This window comes from Cellvibrio sp. KY-GH-1 (assembly GCF_008806975.1).
In the GTDB taxonomy this organism is placed as follows: domain Bacteria; phylum Pseudomonadota; class Gammaproteobacteria; order Pseudomonadales; family Cellvibrionaceae; genus Cellvibrio.
Genome location: NZ_CP031728.1, coordinates 4,541,103 through 4,562,500 on the forward strand (window position 1 = coordinate 4,541,103; position 21,398 = coordinate 4,562,500).

Sequence of the window (21,398 nt, forward strand, 5' to 3'; positions counted from 1 at the left end):
GGGTGCTTTAGATGAAAAAAGCCATGGGTTTTACGTTGATCGAAGCGATGATTACAGTGACAATTATCGGAATAATTGCTGCTATGGCCTATCCGTCGTATTTGGACTCTATCCGCAGGAGTAATCGCGCCGAAGCTAAAACTGAATTGATGGATCTTGCTCAGCGATTGCAGCGTTGTTATACCGGTTTAGCGCGATTCGATGATGAAGATAATTGCGCTGTCTACAAGGATCTTGCGGATGGCGGTGTTGTGACTCGTGGATCGGGCTTTTATGAAATCACTATTGGTGCACTTGAGACCGAACCAACTCGAACGGCCTATTTGTTGAAAGCGAAAGCTATTAAGTCTCCACAAACGGAAGGTGATTGCAAGGAACTAACGTTATCCAGCAAAGGTGTTCAATTGCCAGATGGATGCTGGTAGCCGTTTTATAAAAAGAAAAGCGGCCAGATTGGCCGCTCAGACCGCTGACAAACCCCTAGCCAAAAGCTGGGGGTTTGCGTTTAATGGCAGCACGCTTTCTTGTGATGACTGCCATGCTCAAAGAACCTGCGCCGCGCCAACACACACTGGAAATGGTGATCCTTGAGGATCTCGTTCCGGCTGACCATCTACTGCGCAAAATCGACAAGTACATCAACTTCGAATTTATCCGCGACCAAGTCCGCCATTTATATTGCGATAACAACGGCCGCCCTGCAGTTGATCCGGTGTTGTTATTTAAAATGCTGTTTATTGGTTATTTGTTCGGTGTGCGCAGCGAGCGGCAGTTAGTGCGCGAGGTGCAAGTGAATGTGGCATATCGTTGGTTTTTGGGGTTGAGTCTCACGGATAAAATCATTGATGCCTCCACCTTTAGCCAGCAACGTCGGCGCCGGTTTTTAGCGACTGATATTGAGCAACAAATTTTTGATGAGATTGTTCGCCAAGCAATTGGCCACGGCTTGGTGGGCGGCGATGTGCTTTACACCGACAGCACCCACATGAAAGCCAATGCCAATAAAAAGAAGTTTGAAATTCACACCGTCACGCAAACGCCGACGGATTATTTAACCGCGTTGGAAGTGGCGATTGATGAAGACCGAATTGCCAACGGCAAAGCCCCACTAAAAGAAAAAGCGGGCGATACCGAGCCAAAAACCCGCGACATTAAAGTCAGCACCACTGATCCCGATAGTGGTTATTTAACACGCGAAGGCAAGCCCAAGGATTTTATTATCTCGACCATCGCACCGTGGATGGTAAATACAACATCATCACGGACACCCACGTCACACCGGGCAACGTGCATGACAGCAAACCTTATTTGGCACGCCTGGATCGCCAATTAACGGCCTTCAATATTTATCCGTACACGGTGGGATTGGATGCAGGCTACAAAACTGCAGGCATCTGCAAAGGTTTGGAAGATCGCAATATTGAGGGCGTTATTGGCTATCGCCGCCCCAACAAAGCGGAAGGCTTATTTGCCAGACGCAAATTTGTGTTTGATGCCGATCAGAATCATTACACCTGTCCGGCGGGTCAGTTGATTTCATATAACACCACCAACCGATTGGGCTATCGCGAATACCGCTCCGATTCAGAGCAATGCAAACGCTGTCCATTTTTGGATCAATGCACGCGCAGTCGCAACCACACCAAAGTCATCACACGCCATGTGTGGCAAGACAGTGTAGAGCGCGCTGATGCGCGACGACTCACCGAGCAAGGCAAACGGATTTATCAACGCAGAAAGGAAACGGTGGAGCGCAGCTTTGCCGACGCGAAACAATTGCACGGTCATCGCTATGCGCGTTATCGCGGCTTGCGTCGCGTGAGTGGCCAGTGTTTGTTGGCGGCTGCGTGCCAGAATATGAAGAAGATAGCGCTGTTGCTGGCGCGTTTTTACAATCCATTGGTGGTGTTAGGCCTTGTTCAAGCGCTGTGGATACTTATATCGCGTTTTATCGAGAAAAATGAACGGATTGGAAATCAATCGCCAGAAATGCGGTTGATGCACAGCGCGAGCTAAAAAAATAAAACCCCACTTTTTTAGGGTGGGGTTTGTCAGCGATCTGAGCGGCCAGATTGGCCGCTTTTTTTATTCATCATCAAGTCCAAGTTTTTGCAGCCTGTATCTTAAAGATCTAAAGCTAATCCCCAAGTGTTTTGCTGCCAATGTTTTATTCCATCTGGCTTGTTCGAGCGCGTTGCATAAAATTTCTTTTTCTACATCTTGCAGGTAATCGTCGAGAGAAGGGTACTCCGCACAGCGGGCGGGATAATCGACGATACTGTTATTGCTGCGAACATTTGCTTTATTACTGGTGCTGACATAGGTTTTTTCATAGGATTCTGGAGCCGGCGTGTCGCGCAGCTGCAAATCGTCTGCATCAATTACGTTGGCTTCACAGAGTGTGAAGGCGCGCTCAAGAATATTTTCCAATTCGCGTACATTGCCAGGAAAATGATAGCTCGCCAATGATTGTTGCGCTCGTGGTGATAGTTTTGGTGCGGGTAAACCAATTTCCGTGGCGAGCTTATTTAACAAATGCTGAGTTAATAGAGTAATATCTTCCCGGCGTTCTCGTAATGGGGCAACAGCTAGTTGAATTACATTTAAACGATAAAAAAGATCTTGCCGGAAGCGCCCTTCTTTTACTTCAGTTTCCAAATGTTTGTGAGTTGCACATAAAATCCGCACATCAGTGGCAACTTCTTCGGCTGCGCCAATCGGGCGAACTGATTTTTCCTGAATTGCGCGCAATAATTTAACTTGCATATCGAGCGGTAAATCTGCGACTTCATCAAAAAACAAAGTGCCGCCCTCAGCAGCTTGAAATAGTCCCACTTTGTCCTGATGGGCACCGGTAAAGCTCCCTTTCTTATGGCCAAAAAATTCGCTTTCCATCAGCTCACGTGGAATTGCTCCACAGTTAACGGCAATAAAAGGTTTGTTTGCGCGCGGCCCCAGGTCGTGAATGGAATGGGCGACAAGTTCCTTGCCCGACCCTGATTCTCCGCTGATATAAACCGGGGCTTGTGAACGCGCCAATTTTTCAATACTTCGGATTAACTCTTGAATGGCCTTTGATTCGCCAATAATCGGCGTTAGTTTGGGAACGGGTTGCGGTGTTAATTGACTTGACTCTATGGCGGTGTTCACTAGTTTGCGCAATGTGGCCAAATCTACCGGTTTGGAGATAAAGTCAAATGCTCCTGCTTTCATCGATTCGATCGCTGTGTCGATACTTCCATGGGCAGTGATTACCGCAACGGGAAGTTGCGGTTGCCGTTGTTGGATATATTCGACGATTTCCAGTCCATTGCCATCGGGCAGCCGCATGTCAGTCAGACATAAGTCATAAGTATTTTCGGATAGTAGTTGTTTTGCGTGCTGGATTCCTGCAGCACTTTGGGTATCGATTTGCATTCGCCCCAAGGTAATTTCCAAGAGTTCACGAATGTCTGGTTCGTCATCGATAATCAGCGCGCGTTTTGCACTCATGGTTAATTCCACTGTTAGGTCGCTTTTTCCGGGTGGGCGAGCTGTAGATGAAAACTGCTTTCGCCGGCTTCTGTGCGTTTATAAGAAATAATTGCCTGATTCGCTTCGCAAAGCTCTTTGCAAATATAAAGACCTAAGCCGGAGCCGGTATTTTCCGTAGTAAAGAATGGCTCGAATAGATGACGGATATTGTCGTCACTAATCCCCGGTCCAAAATCCACTATGCGAATATAGGGTTGCAGGTGGCTTATGTCCACGCCAATTTCAATGCGTAAAGATGGGGTTCCGTGACGTATCCCATTGTCAAACAAATTGGTCAATACCTGTTGCAGTTGACTAGTGTCAAACTTGGCTTTGAGGTTCAAGCCCACGCTTGAATCATCATATTCGTGTTGTATGGACGAATCGCCAATATTCTTTTCAACCACGGAGATGGCTAGTTGTTGACCATTACTTTTTCCGGCTTTGTAGTCTGCAACAAATGTGGGTAGCCACGTTTGTAAGTTGATTTGCTCCGGGTTTGCTGCTTTGCGGCGGGAGAGCTGCAAAATGTTTTCAATGATTTGGTTCACTCGTTTGCTGTGGTTGTTAATTATTTCAAGTAAGCGCAGATCGCTTTGGGGTAGCGTCTGGGATTCGCCTAATAGCTGGCTGGCGTGACTAATGGCACCCAGTGGATTGCGAATTTCATGCGCAATACTGGCGGTCAAGCGGCCAAGTGATGCGAGTTTTAATTGTTGGGCTTGTTGGTTGAGTGAGCGTACATCTTCCAAAAAAATAAGTGTCTCGGCTGGGTTCCCAGGTTCTAAGTGAGCGAAATTTACTTTAATCTCGATCGTTGCTTGACCCTCAACTTTCATTTGCGGCGCATGATTACCTGCATTATGTAGCCAAGATTGATATTTCTTATACAGTTCAGGAAATCGATCCAGCTTAGTAATTGAGTTGGTGTTTAAATGTGCTCCCAAAAGTTTGGTGGCAGATTGATTCCACAGTTCCAGTTCCATATTTTTATTTAACACCACTATGCCGGTGCGCATGCGTTCGACGATGAGCTGGGCGAGTTTTTGTAAGTGTGCTGCTTGTGCCGCCTGCGCCTCTGCCTCGGCATAAGAGAGGCGAATTTTTTTGGTTAAGTGTTGGAATAGGAGTGCCGTCAAAAATGCCAGAGCACCCAGTGTGCCCGAAGCAAAAATGGCTTTGTTTTCCTGGGTGAGGATCAGGAATCTATAGATACCTTCACTAAGAACGATTAGCGTGGTAATCGCGGCGAGGAAAAATGAGATGCGCTCACTCAGCATAATCCCGCCGGCCGCAATTGCCACTAGCAATAAATAACCCAGGCCACTGGCGGCGCCACCACTGGCGTGCATCAATAAGCTGATGGCTACAGCGTCCACAACTAATGAGCTGAACAGCTTCCTCTGGGAGGGGGAAAACTTGAGTTGCCACATGACTATTAAGGTCATGCAGTTGATTGTTGTGTAAATGGCAGAGGTGTAGAAAAAGAGAGCTGGATTGTCGTTGCCCAGCACTTTGGGTGCAAACTGCAACTCGAACATGATCAATAGCAGGCTACCCAGCAGCGTGCGGTAATAAGTGTAGATCTTCAGCAAATCATAGGGATTGTAATTGCGAATATCGTTAGGTGGCGGAGCGTTCATTGGGTGCGGTGATCCTGTCGTCGAATTGTTGTGCAAAATCCGCTTGGCTTTATCGGCGTGGATCGCGGACAATGCGCGCCTTTGGCGAGTGTAGAAGACCTGCAGGCAAGTTGCTGAGCTACAGGTCAAGAGTTACGCCTATCTCTCTTTTTCCCGGTTATTTTCAGGGCGCTTATGTTGCCATTAAAGTTGATTCTCTCCCAAGTAAATACGCTGGTTGGTGATATTCCCGGCAATACCGCCAAGGTTGTTGCGGAAGCGCGGAAGGCGTTGGCGGCGGGGCCGGCGGATGTGATCCTGTACCCCGAGTTAACGCTCACGGGCTATCCTCCAGAGGATTTGCTTCTACGGCCTAGTTTAGCGTTGCGGATTGAGCGCGCGTTGCAGGAACTTGAGGCGGCAAGCTTGGCGACGTGTTTAGTGATTGGCTATCCACGTTTTCGCGCTGGCAAACTCTACAATATGGCGGGTGTGATTCAGAACGGAAAGTTGATCGCTGAGTATGCCAAGCAGTGCTTGCCCAATTATCAGGTGTTTGATGAGAAGCGCTATTTTGCGGCAGGCGATCAGCCGTGCGTCTTTGATCTAAAGGGCGTGCCTACCGCTCTGAGCGTCTGTGAGGATATTTGGCATCCCGAGCCTATGGCTCAGGCGAAGCTGGCCGGCGCCAAATTGATGTTAAACCTCAATGCCTCCCCTTACCATCAAGGTAAGCAGATGGAGCGCGAGGCGGTAGTGGCGACGCGCGCGCGCGAAGGCCAAATGCCGGTGGTCTACACCAATCTGGTGGGGGGGCAGGACGAGCTTGTCTTTGATGGTGGTTCAGTGGTGGTCGACGCCAGCGGACAAACCTGTTTCCGTGCACCCGCATTTGATGAAGGGCAATTTTCAATTGCACTGCATTGGGATCAACAGCAAATTTCTGTTCCGGTGCAAGCGCTGGAGCCTATCCCAGACAATCTCGCCGCCGTGTACAAAGCCTTGGTAGTGGGAATGCGTGATTACGTCACCAAGAACCGCTTCAAAGGTGTGGTGCTTGGATTGTCTGGCGGTATTGACTCGGCGTTAACGCTCGCGATAGCGGTAGATGCTCTCGGGGCTGATCGAGTTGAAGCTGTAATGATGCCGTTCCGCTACACCTCTGACCTGAGTAAGGATGACGCGGCCGATGAAGCGGGCCGCCTAGGTGTGCGCTACAGCTCTATCTCTATTGAGCCTATGTACGAAGCTTTTATGGCCGCGTTGAGCGATGAGTTTGCTGGCACCAAGCGCGATACTACCGAAGAAAACCTGCAAGCTCGTTGTCGCGGTGTCTTGTTGATGGCGATTTCCAACAAGAAGGGTTACTTGGTGCTGACGACGGGTAACAAGAGCGAAATGGCAGTGGGTTATTCCACGCTATACGGCGATATGGCCGGCGGTTTTGATGCCCTGAAAGATGTACCCAAAACCCTGGTGTTTGCGTTGTCGCGGTACCGTAATACGATCAGCCTAGTGATTCCGGAGACCGTAATTACGCGCCCGCCATCAGCGGAGCTCGCACCGGATCAAAAAGACGAAGACAGTTTGCCACCTTACGAAATTCTCGACCAGATACTGGAGCTCTATGTGGAGCAGGATCTGAGTGCCGAGGCAATTATCGCGCTTGGCTTTAATCGCGAGCAGGTAGAACGCGCTGTGCGTCTGGTCGATGTCAATGAATACAAGCGTCGCCAAGCCCCGGTTGGTATACGCATCACCCAGCGTGGTTTTGGGCGCGATAGGCGCTATCCGATCACGTCTGGTTGGAAAATGGGTGATTAACCTAGCCTGATGGCTGTTTCATCTAATAAAAAAGGCCGCAAGAGCGGCCTTTCGTAGTGGCTGGCGTAACTTAGTCGGGACGCGATACTAACGTTGAGTCTTTGTATTGTGGATCGTAAATCTCACGGGTATCAAAACCAGTAATTTCGTCTTTGCTGAAAACCCCCAGGGTTAACCAGGCTAGCACGCGCGATCTGCCGTTGTTGTACATAAACTCCTGATTAAAACTGCCATCTTTATTCAGGGCTGGGTAATCGGGGTAATTGAGTTTCAGGATTTCCAATGTTTCATTGGCCTGGCTATTCATTTTCAACAGGTAATACGCCTGGGTCATTACTGCTAATGCATCGGGAGTCGCTGGTGCTTGCGGGAAGTTTTCCAATACATAGCGACCGCGGCCCAGTGCAGCAATGTAGGCGCCGCGTTTAAAATAGTAGTTGGCTACATGGATCTCGTAGCGAGCCAGATAATTGCGCAAATAGATCATGCGTTTCTTGGCATCGGCGGCGTAGGTGCTATCCGGGTAACGGTTGAGCAGTTGGGTAAAATTGGCGAGTGATTCGCGCGCTGCTCCCGGGTCGCGCTTGGTCGTATCCACGGGCATTACGCGCTCAAACATACCCTTGTCTTTGGTGAAGGAACTCATTCCCAGCATGTAGTAGGCGTAATCCACATTGCGGTGTTGCGGGTGCAAGCGGATAAAACGGTTGGCCGTGGCAATGGCTGCATCTGGTTCATCAGAGCTATATTGGGCGTAGATGAGCTCCAACTGGGCCTGATCGGCATAGGTGCCGAAAGGGAAGTTTTCTTCCAGCGAGTTCAGGTTTTTAATCGCGGATTCCCACTGGCTGTTTTCAAGTTGTGTGGTGGCGGCGTTGTACAAATCCGCTTCGGTAGTGTATTCAGGCTCCTTGGAAGAGCAGGCGGTCAGCAAAACGACGGAGCTGAGCAACAGACAGGGCAGGAATCGCATAGGGTTATAAACTCTTATCTCGACAAATGTAGACCCCGATTCGCGGGGCAGGGTATTTAAACACAGAGCTTGGCGGATACCAATCTGGCCGCAGCAAAAGCTCCTGATTTCCGCTGTGTTGGCGCTCGTTCGGCACAGCTTTACTTGAGGTTGTTAAATGAAAGATGTGTTTGACCTGAGTGCCCAGGTCCCGATCCAGATGAACGGCATGCGCTTCGACCAGATCGCCTCCGAGTTGTTCCCCGACTTCTCGCGCTCGCGTCTGCAAAGCTGGATCAAAGATGGCCAGCTGAAGGTGGATGGCCGTGTTGCCAAGCCGAAAGACAAGTTAATCGGCGGCGAAACCCTGGAGTTGAAAGCGGAGCTGGAGGCCCAAGGCGAGTGGGAGCCGGAAGAAATCCAGTTGGATATCATCCATGAAGATGATGATCTGATCATTATCAACAAGCAGGCAGGGCTGGTGGTGCACCCGGCAGCGGGTAATTACACCGGCACCCTGGTAAATGCCTTGATCAACCATATTCCGGGCCTGGTGAACTTGCCGCGAGCAGGTATCGTTCATCGTTTGGATAAAGAAACTACAGGCTTGATGGTGATCGCTAAAACCCTGGAGGCCCATACTGATCTGGTTGAACAGCTGGCAGATCGCACCGTAAGCCGTGAGTACGAAGCGGTGGCTGTGGGTGCTATGACCGGCGGTGGCACGGTAAATGCGCCCATGGGGCGCCACCCAGTTCAGCGAAAACTCATGGCTGTTCTCAGTGCGGGTGGCAAACGTGCGGTAACGCATTATCGCGTGGCCAAGCGCTACCCGAGCCACACCCATATTCGTGTCAAACTGGAAACTGGCCGCACCCATCAAATTCGTGTGCACATGGCGCACATTGGTCATCCGCTGGTGGGTGATCAAACCTATGGCAATCGTTTCAAAATTCCCAAGGGTGCCAACCAGCATTTAATCGATACCCTGAAAAACTTCCCGCGTCAGGCTTTGCATGCGTTCAAGCTGGGGTTGGAGCATCCTGGTACCGGCGAATACACCGAATGGACCGCGCCATTGCCGGAAGATTTTAAAAATCTGCTTGATGCGTTAAATACTGGTTACACCCTTGTCGATGACTGAAATGAATGGACTGCCACTCGATTGGCCCCAACCTGCTGGCGTGAAAGCGTTTATCAGCACCCGTGTGGGCGGTTGTAGTTTGCCGCCCTACACCAGTAATAATGTCGGTTTGCATGTTGGTGATGATCCGCTCGCCGTAGAGAAAAATCGTGCACAACTGTGCAGAAATCTGGGGCTATTAAAAACGCCGCAATGGCTGGAGCAAATTCACGGTGTAAAAGTTGTGAATGCCAAAGCCGATGGGGCAGTGCGCACTGCTGATGGCAGTTACAGCAATCAGCCAGGGCAGGCCTGTTTGGTAATGACGGCCGATTGTTTGCCGATTTTGCTGTGCGATAAAAAAGGATCCCAAGTAGCGGCGCTTCACTGTGGTTGGCGCAGCCTTGCCAAGGGTATTTGCGCGCGTGGGCTGCAAAAATTCAGCGGCAATCCTGGCGATCTAATCGCCTACCTCGGGCCGGCCATCGCGCAACCGAATTTTGAGGTGGGGGTGGATGTGCTGGAAGCTTTTTTTAAAGCCGCCCGCAGCCACGAGCATCGCGAACAAATGTCTGCGGCGTTTATCTCCGCCCATCGCCCGCTACATTTTTTTGCAGACATTTATGCACTGGCTCGCGCTGAACTCAACGCGCTGGGCGTTACCGCAATTTACGGTGGTGGCTATTGCACCTATGCGGAGGCGGAACGTTTTTATTCATTTCGGCGCGATAAAACCACTGGTCGCATGGCGAGCTTGATCTGGCTTGAAGAAGTTTGAATCCAAATACGCGAAGCGCGTGTCTTAGTATAGGTAGCTCTCTTTTCTACAACTCACACCAGGGAATCAACATGGATCTCGATCAAATTGAAAAGCTGAATGAACTGAAACAAAAAGGCCTAATTACGGAAGAGGAATACCAACAGGCTAAAGAGCGAATTCTGGGTGGGCAAGCGCAAGCGACTGCTCAGTCTCAAGCCCAGCCGCATACCATCATGCAGACCAATAATTATGACTACGCCATGGTATTGCACCTGACCCAGTTTTGCTCCTGGATTTTCCCTTTCCTGGGAATCATAGTGCCGTTAATTATGTGGCAATCTAAAAAGGATGACAGCTACGTGGATCAGCAAGGCAAGGTGGTGATGAATTGGGTTTTTAGTACGGTCATCTACTCGATTATTTGTATCCCCTTGTGCTTCATTCTGATTGGCTTTGCGATGTTCGCCATTCTCTTTGTCTGTTCCGTGGTATTTACCATTATGGGGGCCATGGATGCTAACAAGGGCATCGTTAAAAACTACCCTATGACCATCAAGTTTTTTGATGTGCAGGAAACGCTGCGCCCGGCAGTGCCAGCGTCTAATTGATCTAGCGCAAATTCTGCTATTTCTTTTTGGGCGGGCCGGCGGGCCCGCTTGAAAAAGCTCTCCGCGCCCCCAGTTTTACTTCAACCGATTAGTCACAGCGCGCTTGAGGTAATCCATGCGTATCGACCGTTTAACCAATCAATTACAAACCGCATTGTCCGATGCCCAGTCGTTGGCGTTGGGGCAAGATCACAGCCAATTAGACCCGGGCCATTTGCTGCTGGCGATGATCGATCAAAAAGGTGCTGGCAGTGTGCGCTTGCTATTAAGCCAGGCGGGTTTTGATGTCGCCGGTTTGCGCACGGCCCTGAATGAATACCTGGAAAATTTACCGCAAATTAAAAACCCCACCGGCGAAGTGACTATGTCGCCGGATATGGTACGCCTGCTAAACCTCGCTGATCGTCACGCGCAAAAAGTAGGAGATAAATTTGTCTCCAGCGATTCGGTGTTGTTGGTATTAATGACTGAGTCCCAAGGTGCAGTCGCGGAGCTATTAAAAAAACATGGTAACGCTCAGCGCTTGCAACAGGCGATTCAAAAAGTACGCGGCGGTGAAAATGTGGATGATGCCGATTCCGAAGGCAATCGTCAGGCGTTGGAAAAATATACGGTGGATTTAACCGCACGTGCTGAAGCGGGCAAGCTCGATCCAGTGATTGGGCGCGACGATGAAATTCGTCGCACCATCCAAGTATTACAGCGGCGCAGTAAAAATAATCCGGTGTTAATTGGTGAGCCGGGCGTGGGTAAAACAGCGATTGTGGAAGGCCTTGCGCAGCGCATTGTGAATGGTGAAGTGCCTGAAGGTTTAAAAGATAAACGTCTCTTGTCGCTCGATCTCGGCGGTTTGCTTGCCGGGGCAAAATTCCGCGGTGAATTTGAAGAGCGCTTGAAATCTGTTATCAATGAATTGAGCAAGCAAGAAGGCCGCATTATTTTATTTATCGACGAGCTGCACACCATGGTTGGCGCTGGTAAAGGTGAAGGTGCTATGGATGCAGGTAATATGCTGAAGCCTGCACTCTCGCGCGGTGAGTTGCATTGCGTGGGCGCGACCACGCTCGATGAATATCGCAAATACATTGAAAAAGATGCAGCACTGGAGCGCCGCTTCCAAAAAGTCTTGGTGGATGAGCCAAGCGAGGAGGATACCATTGCGATCCTGCGCGGTTTAAAAGAACGTTACGAAGTGCACCACGGTGTGGATATTACCGATGCGGCGATTATCGCTGCAGCAAAATTATCGCAGCGTTACATTACTGATCGGCAGCTACCGGATAAAGCTATTGATTTGATTGATGAGGCCGCCAGCCGAATCCGCATGGAAATTGATTCCAAGCCGGAAGAAATGGATCGCCTTGAACGCCGTTTGATTCAGTTGAAAATTGAACGCGAAGCGGTGAAAAAAGACGAGGATGAAGCGAGCAGAAAGCGCCTGGCGAAAATTGATTTCGATATTGACAAGATCGAGCGTGAATACGGAGATCTGGAAGAAATCTGGCGCGCGGAAAAAGCCGCGCTGCAAGGTTCGCACGAAATTAAAAGTCACCTCGAACAAGCGCGCTTTGAGCTGGAAGAAAAACGCCGCAAAGGCGACTTGGCGCGCATGAGTGAATTGCAATACGGCATTATTCCACAGTTGGAAAAGCAACTGGATATGGCGAGCCAGGCAGAAATGATGGAAATGAAACTGCTGCGCAATAAAGTCACTGACGAAGAAATTGCTGAAGTGGTTTCCAAATGGACAGGTATCCCGGTATCCAAAATGCTGGAAGGCGAGCGCGAAAAATTATTGCGCATGGAAGACGCCTTGCACAAACGTGTGATCGGCCAACACGAGGCCGTCGTGGCGGTAGCTAATGCGGTGCGCCGCTCGCGCGCTGGTTTGAGTGACGCTAATCGTCCCAATGGTTCGTTTTTATTTTTAGGCCCAACTGGTGTCGGTAAAACCGAACTGTGTAAATCGCTCGCGGAATTTTTATTCGATACCACCGATGCCATGGTGCGCATTGATATGTCGGAGTTTATGGAGAAGCACTCGGTCGCCCGTTTGATCGGCGCACCGCCCGGTTATGTTGGCTACGAAGAGGGCGGCTACCTCACTGAGTCGGTTCGCCGCAAACCATACTCGGTGGTACTGCTCGATGAAGTGGAAAAAGCGCATCCCGATGTGTTCAATATTTTGTTGCAAGTATTGGATGATGGCCGCCTTACTGATGGCCAGGGGCGCACGGTAGATTTTCGCAATACCGTTATTGTCATGACATCGAATTTAGGTTCGGATCGCATTCAGGAATTGGCGGAAGATAAATCCTTCGATACTGTTAGCTTCGATACTTTTGTCAGTGATGACTTAAATAATTCACTCAACAATGAGAACCGTTACAACGCCATGAAAGATGCGGTAATGGAAGTGGTCGGTGGGCATTTTCGCCCGGAATTCATCAACCGCATTGATGAGGTGGTAGTGTTCCATCCATTGGGGCGCGAACAGATTCGCGGTATCGCCGATATCCAACTGGAGTTGCTGCGCAAGCGTTTGGCGGAACGCGAACTGAGCCTGGAGCTGGATACTGATGTCATGGATAAACTCGCAAGTGTCGGTTTCGATCCTGTCTACGGCGCGCGGCCATTAAAGCGCGCGATACAACAGATGATTGAAAACCCACTTGCGCAGGATATTCTTGCCGGTAAATTTATGCCCGGTTCAATTATTTTCGGGAAGTTGCTGGGTGAAAAAATCGTGTTCGATCCCAAACGATTGAATTGATTAATTTCAAATGCGAAACAAAAAACGGCCAAAGATGGCCGTTTTTTTTGAAGGGAAATGCAAGCTGTTAACAAGCCTGATTTACGATCAACTGAAATATATTTCTTTGTTTATCTTTTTCTTCTTCGCTCATTATTACGCGTTCGCCTTTTTCATTGCTCGTCCTAACGGGCGCGCCTGAGTTGAGGATGTTCAGGTTTTCCTGGGCTTTGTTGCAGCGCTCAGCGTCTTTTAGTGACGCGGTATCGACAGCTGTGGTGACGCCTTGCTGGGGCGTCGCTTGTGCAGTAGTGCTCGGAGTAGGAGTCGGTTCGCTATAGCCGGTACGGGTTTTCACCAGCTTCGCCTGTACATCTTTCGGGGGATGCTCACCGTAATGCACAACGCCTTTGCTATCTGTCCATGTATAAACCTTTCCGCCTTTGGCGGCGCATGTCAGGCTGATACTGGCGAGCAAAATGCCCGAAATTAAAAAAACGCGTGAGAACTTCATGAAACTTGCCTTTGGATATAGCTGTAGGATCACCCAACTATAGACCTTATAACGCCTTGACGAAACTGCGGCGCGCAAATCTGTGAGCGAGTGCAAAGGCATTTTCCCCGATTTTTCCAGCTCATTGCCTCTCCATCCTCGGTTGCCCGTTAAAAAACGAACAAAAACTGGCTAATTTGTTGACTTTACGGTGAATCTTGGGAGAATTGCCGCTCCGCTAGATGGCTGGCAGTTGCCCCTAAGCTTGGGCGCTACACTGCTTACCGCCAAGTCACCCTCTTGGCGACCCATCTAATGGCGCGGTTCCTACCAGAACCTGCCTGAGAAAACCTGCGCATACCTGCCTGGTTTTCGCTGATCCGATCCTGACCTTGCCGGGTTTTGATCGTGGATCATTCACGGTGTTGGCCTGCCCTAAGTGCTGACACTTTCCTGTGTGATTCTTCGCTAGTTTACCAACGGCATAACTTTTGGCTGTCATAGCCATTGGTTTTAATTAGCTGGCACAAGACACACGCGCATAATGCGATTCACATCCTAAAAGGGGAATTATTGTGGAAATGCTCTCCGGCGGAGATATGCTCATCCGCGCCCTGAAAGACGAAGGTGTTGAGTACCTGTTCGGCTATCCAGGCGGCGCTGCCCTGCATATTTACGATGCCATTTTTCGTCAAAGCGACGTTAAACACATTCTCGTTCGTCACGAACAAGCCGCGACTCACGCTGCTGATGCCTATTCGCGTTCCACCGGTAAAGTCGGTTCCGTGTTGGTAACCTCCGGTCCCGGTGCGACCAATGCCATTACTGGTATCGCGACGGCATACATGGATTCAATTCCAATGGTGGTGATTTCCGGTCAGGTGATGAGTCACTTGATTGGTGAAGACGCCTTCCAGGAAACCGATATGGTGGGTATCTCCCGCCCCATCGTGAAGCACAGCTTCATGGTTAAGCACGCGTCCGAAATCCCGGAAATCGTGAAAAAAGCTTATTACATTGCCGCTACTGGCCGCCCAGGCCCGGTGGTTATTGATGTGCCTAAAGACGTGACCAGCCCGCTCTATACCTTCCCTTATGAATATCCCGAGAAGGTAAAAATGCGTTCGTACAACCCCGCAACTCGCGGTCACTCAGGTCAGATCAAAAAAGCGGTACAACTGCTGCTCGGCGCCAAGCGCCCGATGATCTATACCGGTGGCGGTGTGGTGCAGGGCAATGCTTCGCATCTGCTGCGCGAATTGGTGGATCTGCTCAATTACCCAGTGACCAATACCCTGATGGGTTTAGGTGCTTATCCCGGCACTGCGAAAAACTTCCTCGGTATGTTGGGTATGCACGGCACCTACGAAGCCAACACCGCTATGCACCATAGCGATGTGATTCTCGCCGTGGGCGCGCGCTTTGATGACCGCGTGACTAACGCCGTTAGCAAGTTTTGCCCGAACGCAAAAATTATCCATATCGATATAGACCCGGCCTCGATTTCCAAAACCGTGGTTGCGGATGTGCCTATCGTAGGCGCAGTGGATAGCGTGCTCACCGAAATGCTCGCGCTGATTAAAGAAGGCAGCGAAAAGCCGGATGCGCAAGCACTGGCGGCCTGGTGGGAGCAAATCAACGAATGGCGCGAGCGTCATGGCATTTACACGCAAAATCGTTTTGATACCACTGGCGATAAAATCAAACCGCAAGAAGTCATTCAGGCGATTTGGGAAGTAACCAAGGGCGATGCGTATGTAACGTCTGACGTTGGCCAGCATCAAATGTTTGCTGCGCAATACTATCGCTTTGACAAGCCGCGCCGTTGGATCAATTCCGGTGGCCTCGGCACTATGGGCTTTGGTTTGCCGGCGGCCATGGGCGTGCAGGTTGCGCATCGTGATGCGACTGTGGTCTGTGTTACCGGCGAAGGTTCGATTCAAATGTGTATTCAGGAATTGTCCTGCTGTACGCAATATCACCTGCCGGTAAAAATTATTTGCTTGAACAACCAGGCGCTCGGCATGGTTCGTCAATGGCAAGACATGCAGTACTCAGGTCGCTACGCGGAAAGTTTGTATGAAGATTCATTGCCGGACTTCATCAAGCTTGCTGAAGCTTATGGACATGTGGGTATGCGTGTAACCAAGCGCGAAGAACTGAAACAAAAATTGGAAGAATGTTTTGCAATGAAAGATCGCGTGGTGTTTATGGACATCATGGTGGATCAATCCGAGCACGTTTATCCAATGCAAATTGCGCAGCAATCCATGCGCGATATGTTCCTGAGCAAAACGGAGCGCACATAAGATGAGACGTATTATTTCTGTTCTCCTGGAAAACGCTCCCGGTGCACTCTCGCGCGTGGTGGGTTTATTCTCCCAGCGCGGCTACAACATTGAGTCGCTCACTGTTGCACCCACCGAAGATCCAACGCTCTCGCGTTTGACCCTGACCACCATTGGCGATGATCACAAAATCGAGCAAATCACCAAGCACCTCAATAAATTAATTGATGTAGTAAAGCTTGTTGATTTGACCGAAGGTTCGCACATTGAGCGCGAACTTATGCTGATCAAAGTCAAAGCCTCAGGTGCACAACGCGCGGAAGTAAAACGCTGTGTGGATATTTTTCGCGGTCAAATCGTGGATGTCACCAGCACCCTTTACACCATCCAAATCACCGGCGCGAGCGACAAGCTCGACGCGTTTTTACAAGCGGTCGGCGATGCGGCGATTATCGAAGTGGTGCGCACCGGCGTGTGCGGTATTTCGCGCGGTGAGAAGGTATTGAGTTTGTAAGTTTTTGGGTTGATACTCGGAAGGCCGATAGCTGTGAAGTTATCGGCCTTTTTTTATGTTTCCGTTTCTGTTGAGAAAGTGTCGCTTATTGCTTCTCTGGGTTTCGGTTGTTTCGAAATGACTGTGTAATAATGAAATCCCAATCTGTTCGTTTTACTTTTTGGATTTCTATGAAAAAAATAATTATGTTGCTGTTTGCTATGGCAATTTGCTTTTGGTTGGGGCAACTTTATGTCGAGCCTTCTGCGCCTTTGGATTTCAAATCTGCGTCTGTCATCAATAAGCCAAATGATGAATTACTTCAGTTGGAGCAACGTTATCAGCAGTTGCTATCAGAACGGGCTTCATTGGTTGGCTCCAGTAGTTCTCATTCATCTGCAAGCGCAAGACTTTATCCCAAGCGCGTGTTGCCGCCCATGCCAACCAAAGAACAGATTGATAAGATGGTGCAAGATCATAAGGATTTCTATACAAAAGTTGATGTAAGAGATCTCTATAATGTTTTTTCAAAAAAATTTGAAGAAGAGAGTAAGGATTCGGAGGTATCCGCTGAGCGAGAATCCTTAATCTATGGGCTACATTCAAAGTTGCCAGAGTTGCAAAAATATACATTAAAATCCGTTGAGTGCCGTGATGAGCATTGCCGAGTAGAGGTTTTTTATCAGCAGTTGAGCGATATGGATTCAGTTGTGACTGATTTTCAAGACGCTATCGGTCAATCAGAATTTGGTGGGTTGTTTTTGGGTAGTGCAGAAAATGTTGGAGCGCCAGAGCGGAATTTAATGGCGGTGTATATTGGGCTAAATGCCGAATCGTCTTTTTATGACTAAGGGGTCAAGGAAATTATGAATAAGTTTTTGTTTTCGGGTGCTGCGTTGATCCTGGTGGTGGCTGCTTGGTTTGTGGGGCGCTATTCAGTGAAAGATTCAGACGTGGTTGAGCCTGCCGTGGTAGCTGAGCAAGTAACCACAAATGACAGTGAGCAAGCCCGTGTACAGCTGAAAGAAAAAATTGATGCGTTGGAAAAAAGCATCTCAGCACTGAAAACGGAAAAAGCGGGAAGCAATGTGGCTCAGCAAGAGACGGTAGTTGAAGATGCCAGGTCAATGCCAGACCCGCCTGCTCCGGGTTCTATGGTTAGTAGTCCTGTAGTTTCATCCGAAGCAGCTGCAGGAACTCCAATCGATACAACTAAGGTCACCTCTTTGCCTGACCGTTTTGCTTCTGAACCTGTGGATACCAATTGGGCTCCCAGCCAAGCACAAGAATTGCAAAATCAATTATTAGTAGCGGAGGCGTTCCAAGAACAGAACTTGGGAGTGGTTGAGTGTAAGTCCACAATCTGTCGCATTGAATTTAACGCTGAAACTAAACAGCAACAGCTGAATGTGGGTTCAAAATTGGCCCAGTTTGTTATGCAAAAACAATCGGGGAAATTTGAGCCAAATGTAATGGTTCGTCCTTCGAAAAAAGCAGGCGTTACCAGCTTTTATATAGGGCGTGCGGAAGCTGCAAGTAATCCGTAATTGGTGTGTAATGTATTCACCCTGTGAGAAAGTGTTGCGTTCGTAAACACTTGGGGCAATGCTCAAAGGCCGGCGATTGTGAGGATGCCGGCCTTTATATAATTATTTGATGTAGATACTTGGATTGCGATAGATCGTTAATTGATGCGCCAAGTGCTAATATGCAGGCAGCCACCGCTAACTTACGGCGGTAACTAACGCTAACTAAACATGGATGCTTTTCTATGAAACTTCTCGTTATTCCTTTTCTTGCACTTTTGAGTTTGAATCTTTTTGCACAAGAGGCTCCTGCTGCTGAACAACCGAAAATCAGTGCTGAAGAATTTCTCCAATCCTTAAAGCCCCAGTCCGGCAACATCACTCTGCCCAATCAGGTAGCAACCATTAATTTGAAAGAAGGCTTTCAGTATCTATCGCCCGAAAGCACGGAAAAATTATTGGTGGATGCCTGGGGTAACCCGCCGGGCAATGAAACTCTGGGGATGATTATTCCCACCAGCGTCAGCCCTTTAGCTGCCGAAGGTTGGGGAGTGGTTATCACTTATGATGAAGACGGTTATGTGAGTGATGAAGATGCCGACAGTATCGATTATGCCGATTTGCTGAGCGATATGAAGGAAGAATCTGTAGCCGTTAACGAAGAACGCAAAAAGCAGGGCTATGGTTCCATGCTGTTGGTAGGCTGGGCCGAGCCGCCGCACTATGATCAAAATACGCATAAATATTATTGGGCGAAAGAGTTTTCTACCGACAATGCCGGTGAAAACTCGCTGAATTACAACATCCGTATTTTGGGGCGCAAGGGGGTGTTGGTGTTGAATGCTGTTGCTGGCATGAATCAAATATCCAACATCAAAATGCAAATGCCGGAGCTGTTGGCGGTCACTGAATTTACTCAGGGCAATCGCTATCAGGACTTCAACGCCGATACTGACCATGTTGCTGAATACGGTTTGGCTGCCTTGGTTGCGGGCGGCGTTGCGGCCAAAATGGGTTTCTTCGCCAAACTTGCCGCATTATTTTTGGCATTCAAAAAATTTATTATTATCGGCGCGGTAGCGCTCTTTGGTTTGATCGGTAAGTTGTTTAGTCGTAAATCAAATAACTAATTGATGAGTTCGTCGTATTGTGTAAAAAGCCGAATCTTGCAGGTTCGGCTTTTTACTTTCTGTAGAGGAAGTTGGGGCATTAATGAATAAACCCTTTATTGATTTCTCCGCACCATCCCATGAAGTCGCCCCGCAATTAATCGGGGCGCAATTTTTTGTAAATGGTGTGGGTGGTGTCATTGTGGAAGTCGAAGCTTACGATCAATCTGAACCTGCATCACACACTTTTTCTGGTCCGAGTTCGCGCAATGCATCCATGTTTGGCCCCCCGGGGCGAGCATATGTTTATCGCTCATATGGAATCCATTGGTGTTTGAATTTCGTTTGTTCGCCGGAAGGGCACGGAGCAGGAATTCTCATTCGCGCAATCCAGCCAACGCATGGATTGGAGTTAATGCGCGTGCGTCGTGGTGTGGAATCTGAAAAATTACTCTGCTCCGGACCGGGGCGTGTAGGACAGGCATTGGAAATCGTACACGCATTTAACGGGTATTCTCTTACACAAAAACCTTTTCAGTTATTGCCCGCACGTGCGCCGCTAAATGTTGTAAGCGGCCCGCGTATCGGAATTTCCAAGGCAATTGAATTGCACTGGCGTTTTGGTTTGGCGGGGTCACCGTTTTTGAGCAAGCCGTTTCGTTAGCCGCTTAGTGACTGGGTTCGCGCAATTGGCTCCAAAACGCATTCACTATCGGGCTTTTCAGGCGCTTTTCCATTACGCAAATACCAGTATCGTAAGGGCCTAAATCGGGTTGTGGGTCAAAGCGTTTTACTTTGTTGGCAAGCGGGCTGTTGTCGACAACGATTTGCGGTGCAACTCCAACACCAAAACCCAAGCTCACCATACTTACAATTGCTTCATTGCCTTTTACTTCCGCATAAATATTCGGTTTGATTCCCTGAGAGTTGAACCAGCGATCCAGCCGCTCGCGCGATAAACCTTCTTCAGGGATGATTACCGGAATTTCATCCCAGTTTTTTCCTTGCCAGTCCTCATTATTTGCAGTGATAAAAATCAGTGGCGAGCTGTTAATCGGTTTAAAGCTTATGCCGGCCGGTAACTTGTCCGGTTTGGCGGCAATCGCAATATCTTCTTCGCCAGCCAGGATTCGTTCGATCGACTGCGCCGGGTCGCCGGTGTGTAGTTTGATCGCAATGCCTGGATGTTTGACGCGGAACTCAGTCAGAATCTCATATAAGAAGCTGTAGCTCGCAGTCACCGAGCAGTAGATGCTGAGTTGACCCCGCAGTTGGTCAGCTTGCGCGATCAGGGATTCCTGGTAGGTCTCCCACTGCTGGATGACTTCTTTGGCAAAAATCAGAAATTGCTCGCCTTCATGGGTGAGCACTACCGAGCGGTTGTCGCGCACAAACAGCTCTATGCCCAAGTCATCTTCGAGCTGCTTGATATTGCGGCTGAGGGTAGAAGGACTGACATGACAACTGGCGGCCGCGCGGCCAAAGTGCAGGCTGTTGGCGAGGGTGCAGAACAGGCGGAGTTTAGTGATATCCATAGCAGAGGCGCCGACGAGTAATAACCATGTTGCATAAACTGAAATATTGAATTGCGAATATATCATTTTACGCGATGCAAGTGTTTATCTACACTGGCGACCTTTTATCCAAGCTGGCCGGGGAAATATGACTCTGCGGCGGCATCACCACCTCCTGAGGAGTTTGCTATGCACGTTTATTACGATAAAGACGCTGATCTTTCTATCATTCAAGGTAAAAAAGTAGCCATCATTGGTTACGGTTCACAAGGCCACGCTCACGCGTGCAACCTGAAAGACTCAGGTGTTGACGTAGTAGTTGGTCTGCGCACCGGCTCACCAACCGTAAGAAAAGCTGAAGCTCACGGCCTGAAAGTAACTGACGTTGCTTCTGCTGTTAAATCAGCTGACGTAGTGATGATCCTGACTCCGGACGAGTTCCAATCAAAACTCTACAAAGAAGAGATCGAGCCAAACATCAAGCAAGGCGCTACCCTGGCGTTTGCGCACGGTTTTGCGATTCACTACAACCAAGTGGTACCACGCAAAGACCTGGATGTAATCATGATCGCTCCAAAAGCACCAGGCCACACTGTACGGTCTGAATTCGTACGTGGCGGCGGTGTACCTGATCTGATTGCGGTATTCCAAAACGCATCAGGCAAGGCAAAAGACACTGCGCTGTCTTACGCATCAGGCGTAGGCGGCGGCCGTACCGGTATCATCGAAACTACCTTCAAAGACGAAACTGAAACTGACCTGTTCGGCGAGCAAGCGGTTCTGTGTGGCGGTGCGGTTGAGCTGGTTAAAATGGGCTTCGA

General features: G+C 49.3%; 19 protein-coding genes (1 of these 19 only partly in view). 14 read left to right on the forward strand and 5 right to left on the reverse strand.

Going from position 1 to position 21,398, the window contains the following annotated elements:
- Positions 1 to 11 precede the first annotated feature (11 nt).
- Together D0C16_RS19135 and D0C16_RS19140 are read left to right on the forward strand one after the other, a co-directional pair.
- Positions 12 to 425: a type IV pilin protein gene (locus D0C16_RS19135; protein WP_151033837.1), complete on the forward strand. Its 414-nt coding sequence runs from the start codon at positions 12 to 14 to the stop codon at positions 423 to 425.
- Positions 426 to 538: 113 nt separating this feature from the next.
- A protein-coding gene (locus tag D0C16_RS19140; protein ID WP_225319057.1) for an IS1182 family transposase occupies positions 539 to 2,016 on the forward strand; the annotation gives its coding sequence in 2 pieces (ribosomal slippage) (positions 539 to 1,208 and positions 1,208 to 2,016; 1,479 coding nt in all).
- Positions 2,017 to 2,085: 69 nt separating this feature from the next.
- On the opposite strand, the gene D0C16_RS19145 is transcribed toward D0C16_RS19140, so the two are convergent.
- Positions 2,086 to 3,492, reverse strand: a complete 1,407-nt coding sequence (locus D0C16_RS19145) for a sigma-54 dependent transcriptional regulator (RefSeq protein ID WP_151033838.1) — start codon at positions 3,490 to 3,492, stop codon at positions 2,086 to 2,088.
- Between the two features lie 14 nt (positions 3,493 to 3,506).
- The gene (locus D0C16_RS19150) at positions 3,507 to 5,156 is read right to left on the reverse strand and encodes a PAS domain-containing sensor histidine kinase (protein ID WP_151033839.1); all 1,650 of its coding nucleotides are present in this window, start codon (positions 5,154 to 5,156) and stop codon (positions 3,507 to 3,509) included.
- 174 nt (positions 5,157 to 5,330) lie between these two features.
- On the opposite strand from D0C16_RS19150, the gene D0C16_RS19155 reads away from it, so the two are divergent.
- A complete protein-coding gene (locus D0C16_RS19155) occupies positions 5,331 to 6,959 on the forward strand; it encodes an NAD+ synthase (RefSeq protein WP_151033840.1) in 1,629 nt (542 codons plus the stop codon).
- Between the two features lie 70 nt (positions 6,960 to 7,029).
- Here D0C16_RS19155 and D0C16_RS19160 read toward each other — a convergent pair whose 3' ends face one another.
- Positions 7,030 to 7,932, reverse strand: a complete 903-nt coding sequence (locus D0C16_RS19160) for an outer membrane protein assembly factor BamD (protein WP_151033841.1) — start codon at positions 7,930 to 7,932, stop codon at positions 7,030 to 7,032.
- Between the two features lie 157 nt (positions 7,933 to 8,089).
- Here D0C16_RS19160 and rluD point away from each other — a divergent pair, with 157 nt between their 5' ends.
- From rluD to clpB, 4 genes are all read left to right on the forward strand, one after another.
- Entirely contained in the window at positions 8,090 to 9,055 is a 966-nt protein-coding gene (rluD, locus tag D0C16_RS19165; RefSeq protein WP_151033842.1) for a 23S rRNA pseudouridine(1911/1915/1917) synthase RluD, read from the forward strand.
- A gap of 1 nt (position 9,056) precedes the next feature.
- Positions 9,057 to 9,812 (forward strand): peptidoglycan editing factor PgeF, encoded by a 756-nt coding sequence (pgeF, locus tag D0C16_RS19170; protein WP_370458191.1) that lies wholly within the window; start codon positions 9,057 to 9,059, stop codon positions 9,810 to 9,812.
- A gap of 71 nt (positions 9,813 to 9,883) precedes the next feature.
- Complete coding sequence (locus D0C16_RS19175) at positions 9,884 to 10,402, forward strand: DUF4870 domain-containing protein (RefSeq protein WP_151033843.1); 519 nt, start codon at positions 9,884 to 9,886, stop codon at positions 10,400 to 10,402.
- A 115-nt stretch (positions 10,403 to 10,517) separates the two neighbouring features.
- Positions 10,518 to 13,175 carry an ATP-dependent chaperone ClpB gene (gene clpB, locus D0C16_RS19180; RefSeq protein WP_151033844.1) on the forward strand — a complete coding sequence of 886 codons (2,658 nt, stop codon included), beginning with the start codon at positions 10,518 to 10,520 and terminating at the stop codon, positions 13,173 to 13,175.
- Positions 13,176 to 13,242: 67 nt separating this feature from the next.
- On the opposite strand, the gene D0C16_RS19185 is transcribed toward clpB, so the two are convergent.
- Entirely contained in the window at positions 13,243 to 13,668 is a 426-nt protein-coding gene (locus D0C16_RS19185; protein WP_191968555.1) for a DUF4124 domain-containing protein, read from the reverse strand.
- 554 nt (positions 13,669 to 14,222) lie between these two features.
- On the opposite strand from D0C16_RS19185, the gene D0C16_RS19190 reads away from it, so the two are divergent.
- From D0C16_RS19190 to D0C16_RS19215, 6 genes are all read left to right on the forward strand, one after another.
- Positions 14,223 to 15,956 (forward strand): acetolactate synthase 3 large subunit, encoded by a 1,734-nt coding sequence (locus D0C16_RS19190; RefSeq protein ID WP_151033846.1) that lies wholly within the window; start codon positions 14,223 to 14,225, stop codon positions 15,954 to 15,956.
- Position 15,957: 1 nt separating this feature from the next.
- Positions 15,958 to 16,449 carry an acetolactate synthase small subunit gene (gene ilvN, locus D0C16_RS19195; RefSeq protein ID WP_049630947.1) on the forward strand — a complete coding sequence of 164 codons (492 nt, stop codon included), beginning with the start codon at positions 15,958 to 15,960 and terminating at the stop codon, positions 16,447 to 16,449.
- 170 nt (positions 16,450 to 16,619) lie between these two features.
- Entirely contained in the window at positions 16,620 to 17,279 is a 660-nt protein-coding gene (locus D0C16_RS19200; protein WP_151033847.1) for a hypothetical protein, read from the forward strand.
- 87 nt (positions 17,280 to 17,366) lie between these two features.
- On the forward strand, positions 17,367 to 17,975 hold the full coding sequence (locus tag D0C16_RS19205; RefSeq protein WP_151033848.1) for a hypothetical protein: 609 nt from the start codon (positions 17,367 to 17,369) through the stop codon (positions 17,973 to 17,975).
- Between the two features lie 224 nt (positions 17,976 to 18,199).
- A complete protein-coding gene (locus tag D0C16_RS19210) occupies positions 18,200 to 19,084 on the forward strand; it encodes a DUF2167 domain-containing protein (RefSeq protein WP_151033849.1) in 885 nt (294 codons plus the stop codon).
- 82 nt (positions 19,085 to 19,166) lie between these two features.
- Entirely contained in the window at positions 19,167 to 19,727 is a 561-nt protein-coding gene (locus tag D0C16_RS19215) for a DNA-3-methyladenine glycosylase (protein ID WP_151033850.1), read from the forward strand.
- Positions 19,728 to 19,731: 4 nt separating this feature from the next.
- Here the strand turns inward: D0C16_RS19215 and ilvY are convergent, their stop codons facing one another.
- A complete protein-coding gene (gene ilvY, locus D0C16_RS19220) occupies positions 19,732 to 20,598 on the reverse strand; it encodes an HTH-type transcriptional activator IlvY (protein ID WP_151033851.1) in 867 nt (288 codons plus the stop codon).
- A gap of 168 nt (positions 20,599 to 20,766) precedes the next feature.
- On the opposite strand from ilvY, the gene ilvC reads away from it, so the two are divergent.
- Positions 20,767 to 21,398: the 5' portion of a ketol-acid reductoisomerase gene (ilvC, locus tag D0C16_RS19225; RefSeq protein WP_151033852.1), read on the forward strand. The gene runs 385 nt beyond the window's last position; the window shows 632 of its 1,017 coding nt (coding positions 1-632); the start codon lies at positions 20,767 to 20,769; its stop codon lies off the right edge, out of view.

What these genes read in the sequence shown, in the direction of transcription:
- D0C16_RS19135 (WP_151033837.1), top strand. Translation starts at nt 12, where the DNA reads ATGAAAAAAGCCATGGGTTTTACGTTGATCGAAGCGATGATTACAGTG.
- D0C16_RS19145 (WP_151033838.1), bottom strand. Translation starts at nt 3,492, where the DNA reads ATGAGTGCAAAACGCGCGCTGATTATCGATGACGAACCAGACATTCGT.
- D0C16_RS19150 (WP_151033839.1), bottom strand. Translation starts at nt 5,156, where the DNA reads ATGAACGCTCCGCCACCTAACGATATTCGCAATTACAATCCCTATGAT.
- D0C16_RS19155 (WP_151033840.1), top strand. Translation starts at nt 5,331, where the DNA reads ATGTTGCCATTAAAGTTGATTCTCTCCCAAGTAAATACGCTGGTTGGT.
- D0C16_RS19160 (WP_151033841.1), bottom strand. Translation starts at nt 7,932, where the DNA reads ATGCGATTCCTGCCCTGTCTGTTGCTCAGCTCCGTCGTTTTGCTGACC.
- rluD (WP_151033842.1), top strand. Translation starts at nt 8,090, where the DNA reads ATGAAAGATGTGTTTGACCTGAGTGCCCAGGTCCCGATCCAGATGAAC.
- pgeF (WP_370458191.1), top strand. Translation starts at nt 9,057, where the DNA reads ATGAATGGACTGCCACTCGATTGGCCCCAACCTGCTGGCGTGAAAGCG.
- D0C16_RS19175 (WP_151033843.1), top strand. Translation starts at nt 9,884, where the DNA reads ATGGATCTCGATCAAATTGAAAAGCTGAATGAACTGAAACAAAAAGGC.
- clpB (WP_151033844.1), top strand. Translation starts at nt 10,518, where the DNA reads ATGCGTATCGACCGTTTAACCAATCAATTACAAACCGCATTGTCCGAT.
- D0C16_RS19185 (WP_191968555.1), bottom strand. Translation starts at nt 13,668, where the DNA reads ATGAAGTTCTCACGCGTTTTTTTAATTTCGGGCATTTTGCTCGCCAGT.
- ilvN (WP_049630947.1), top strand. Translation starts at nt 15,958, where the DNA reads ATGAGACGTATTATTTCTGTTCTCCTGGAAAACGCTCCCGGTGCACTC.
- D0C16_RS19200 (WP_151033847.1), top strand. Translation starts at nt 16,620, where the DNA reads ATGAAAAAAATAATTATGTTGCTGTTTGCTATGGCAATTTGCTTTTGG.
- D0C16_RS19210 (WP_151033849.1), top strand. Translation starts at nt 18,200, where the DNA reads ATGAAACTTCTCGTTATTCCTTTTCTTGCACTTTTGAGTTTGAATCTT.
- D0C16_RS19215 (WP_151033850.1), top strand. Translation starts at nt 19,167, where the DNA reads ATGAATAAACCCTTTATTGATTTCTCCGCACCATCCCATGAAGTCGCC.
- ilvY (WP_151033851.1), bottom strand. Translation starts at nt 20,598, where the DNA reads ATGGATATCACTAAACTCCGCCTGTTCTGCACCCTCGCCAACAGCCTG.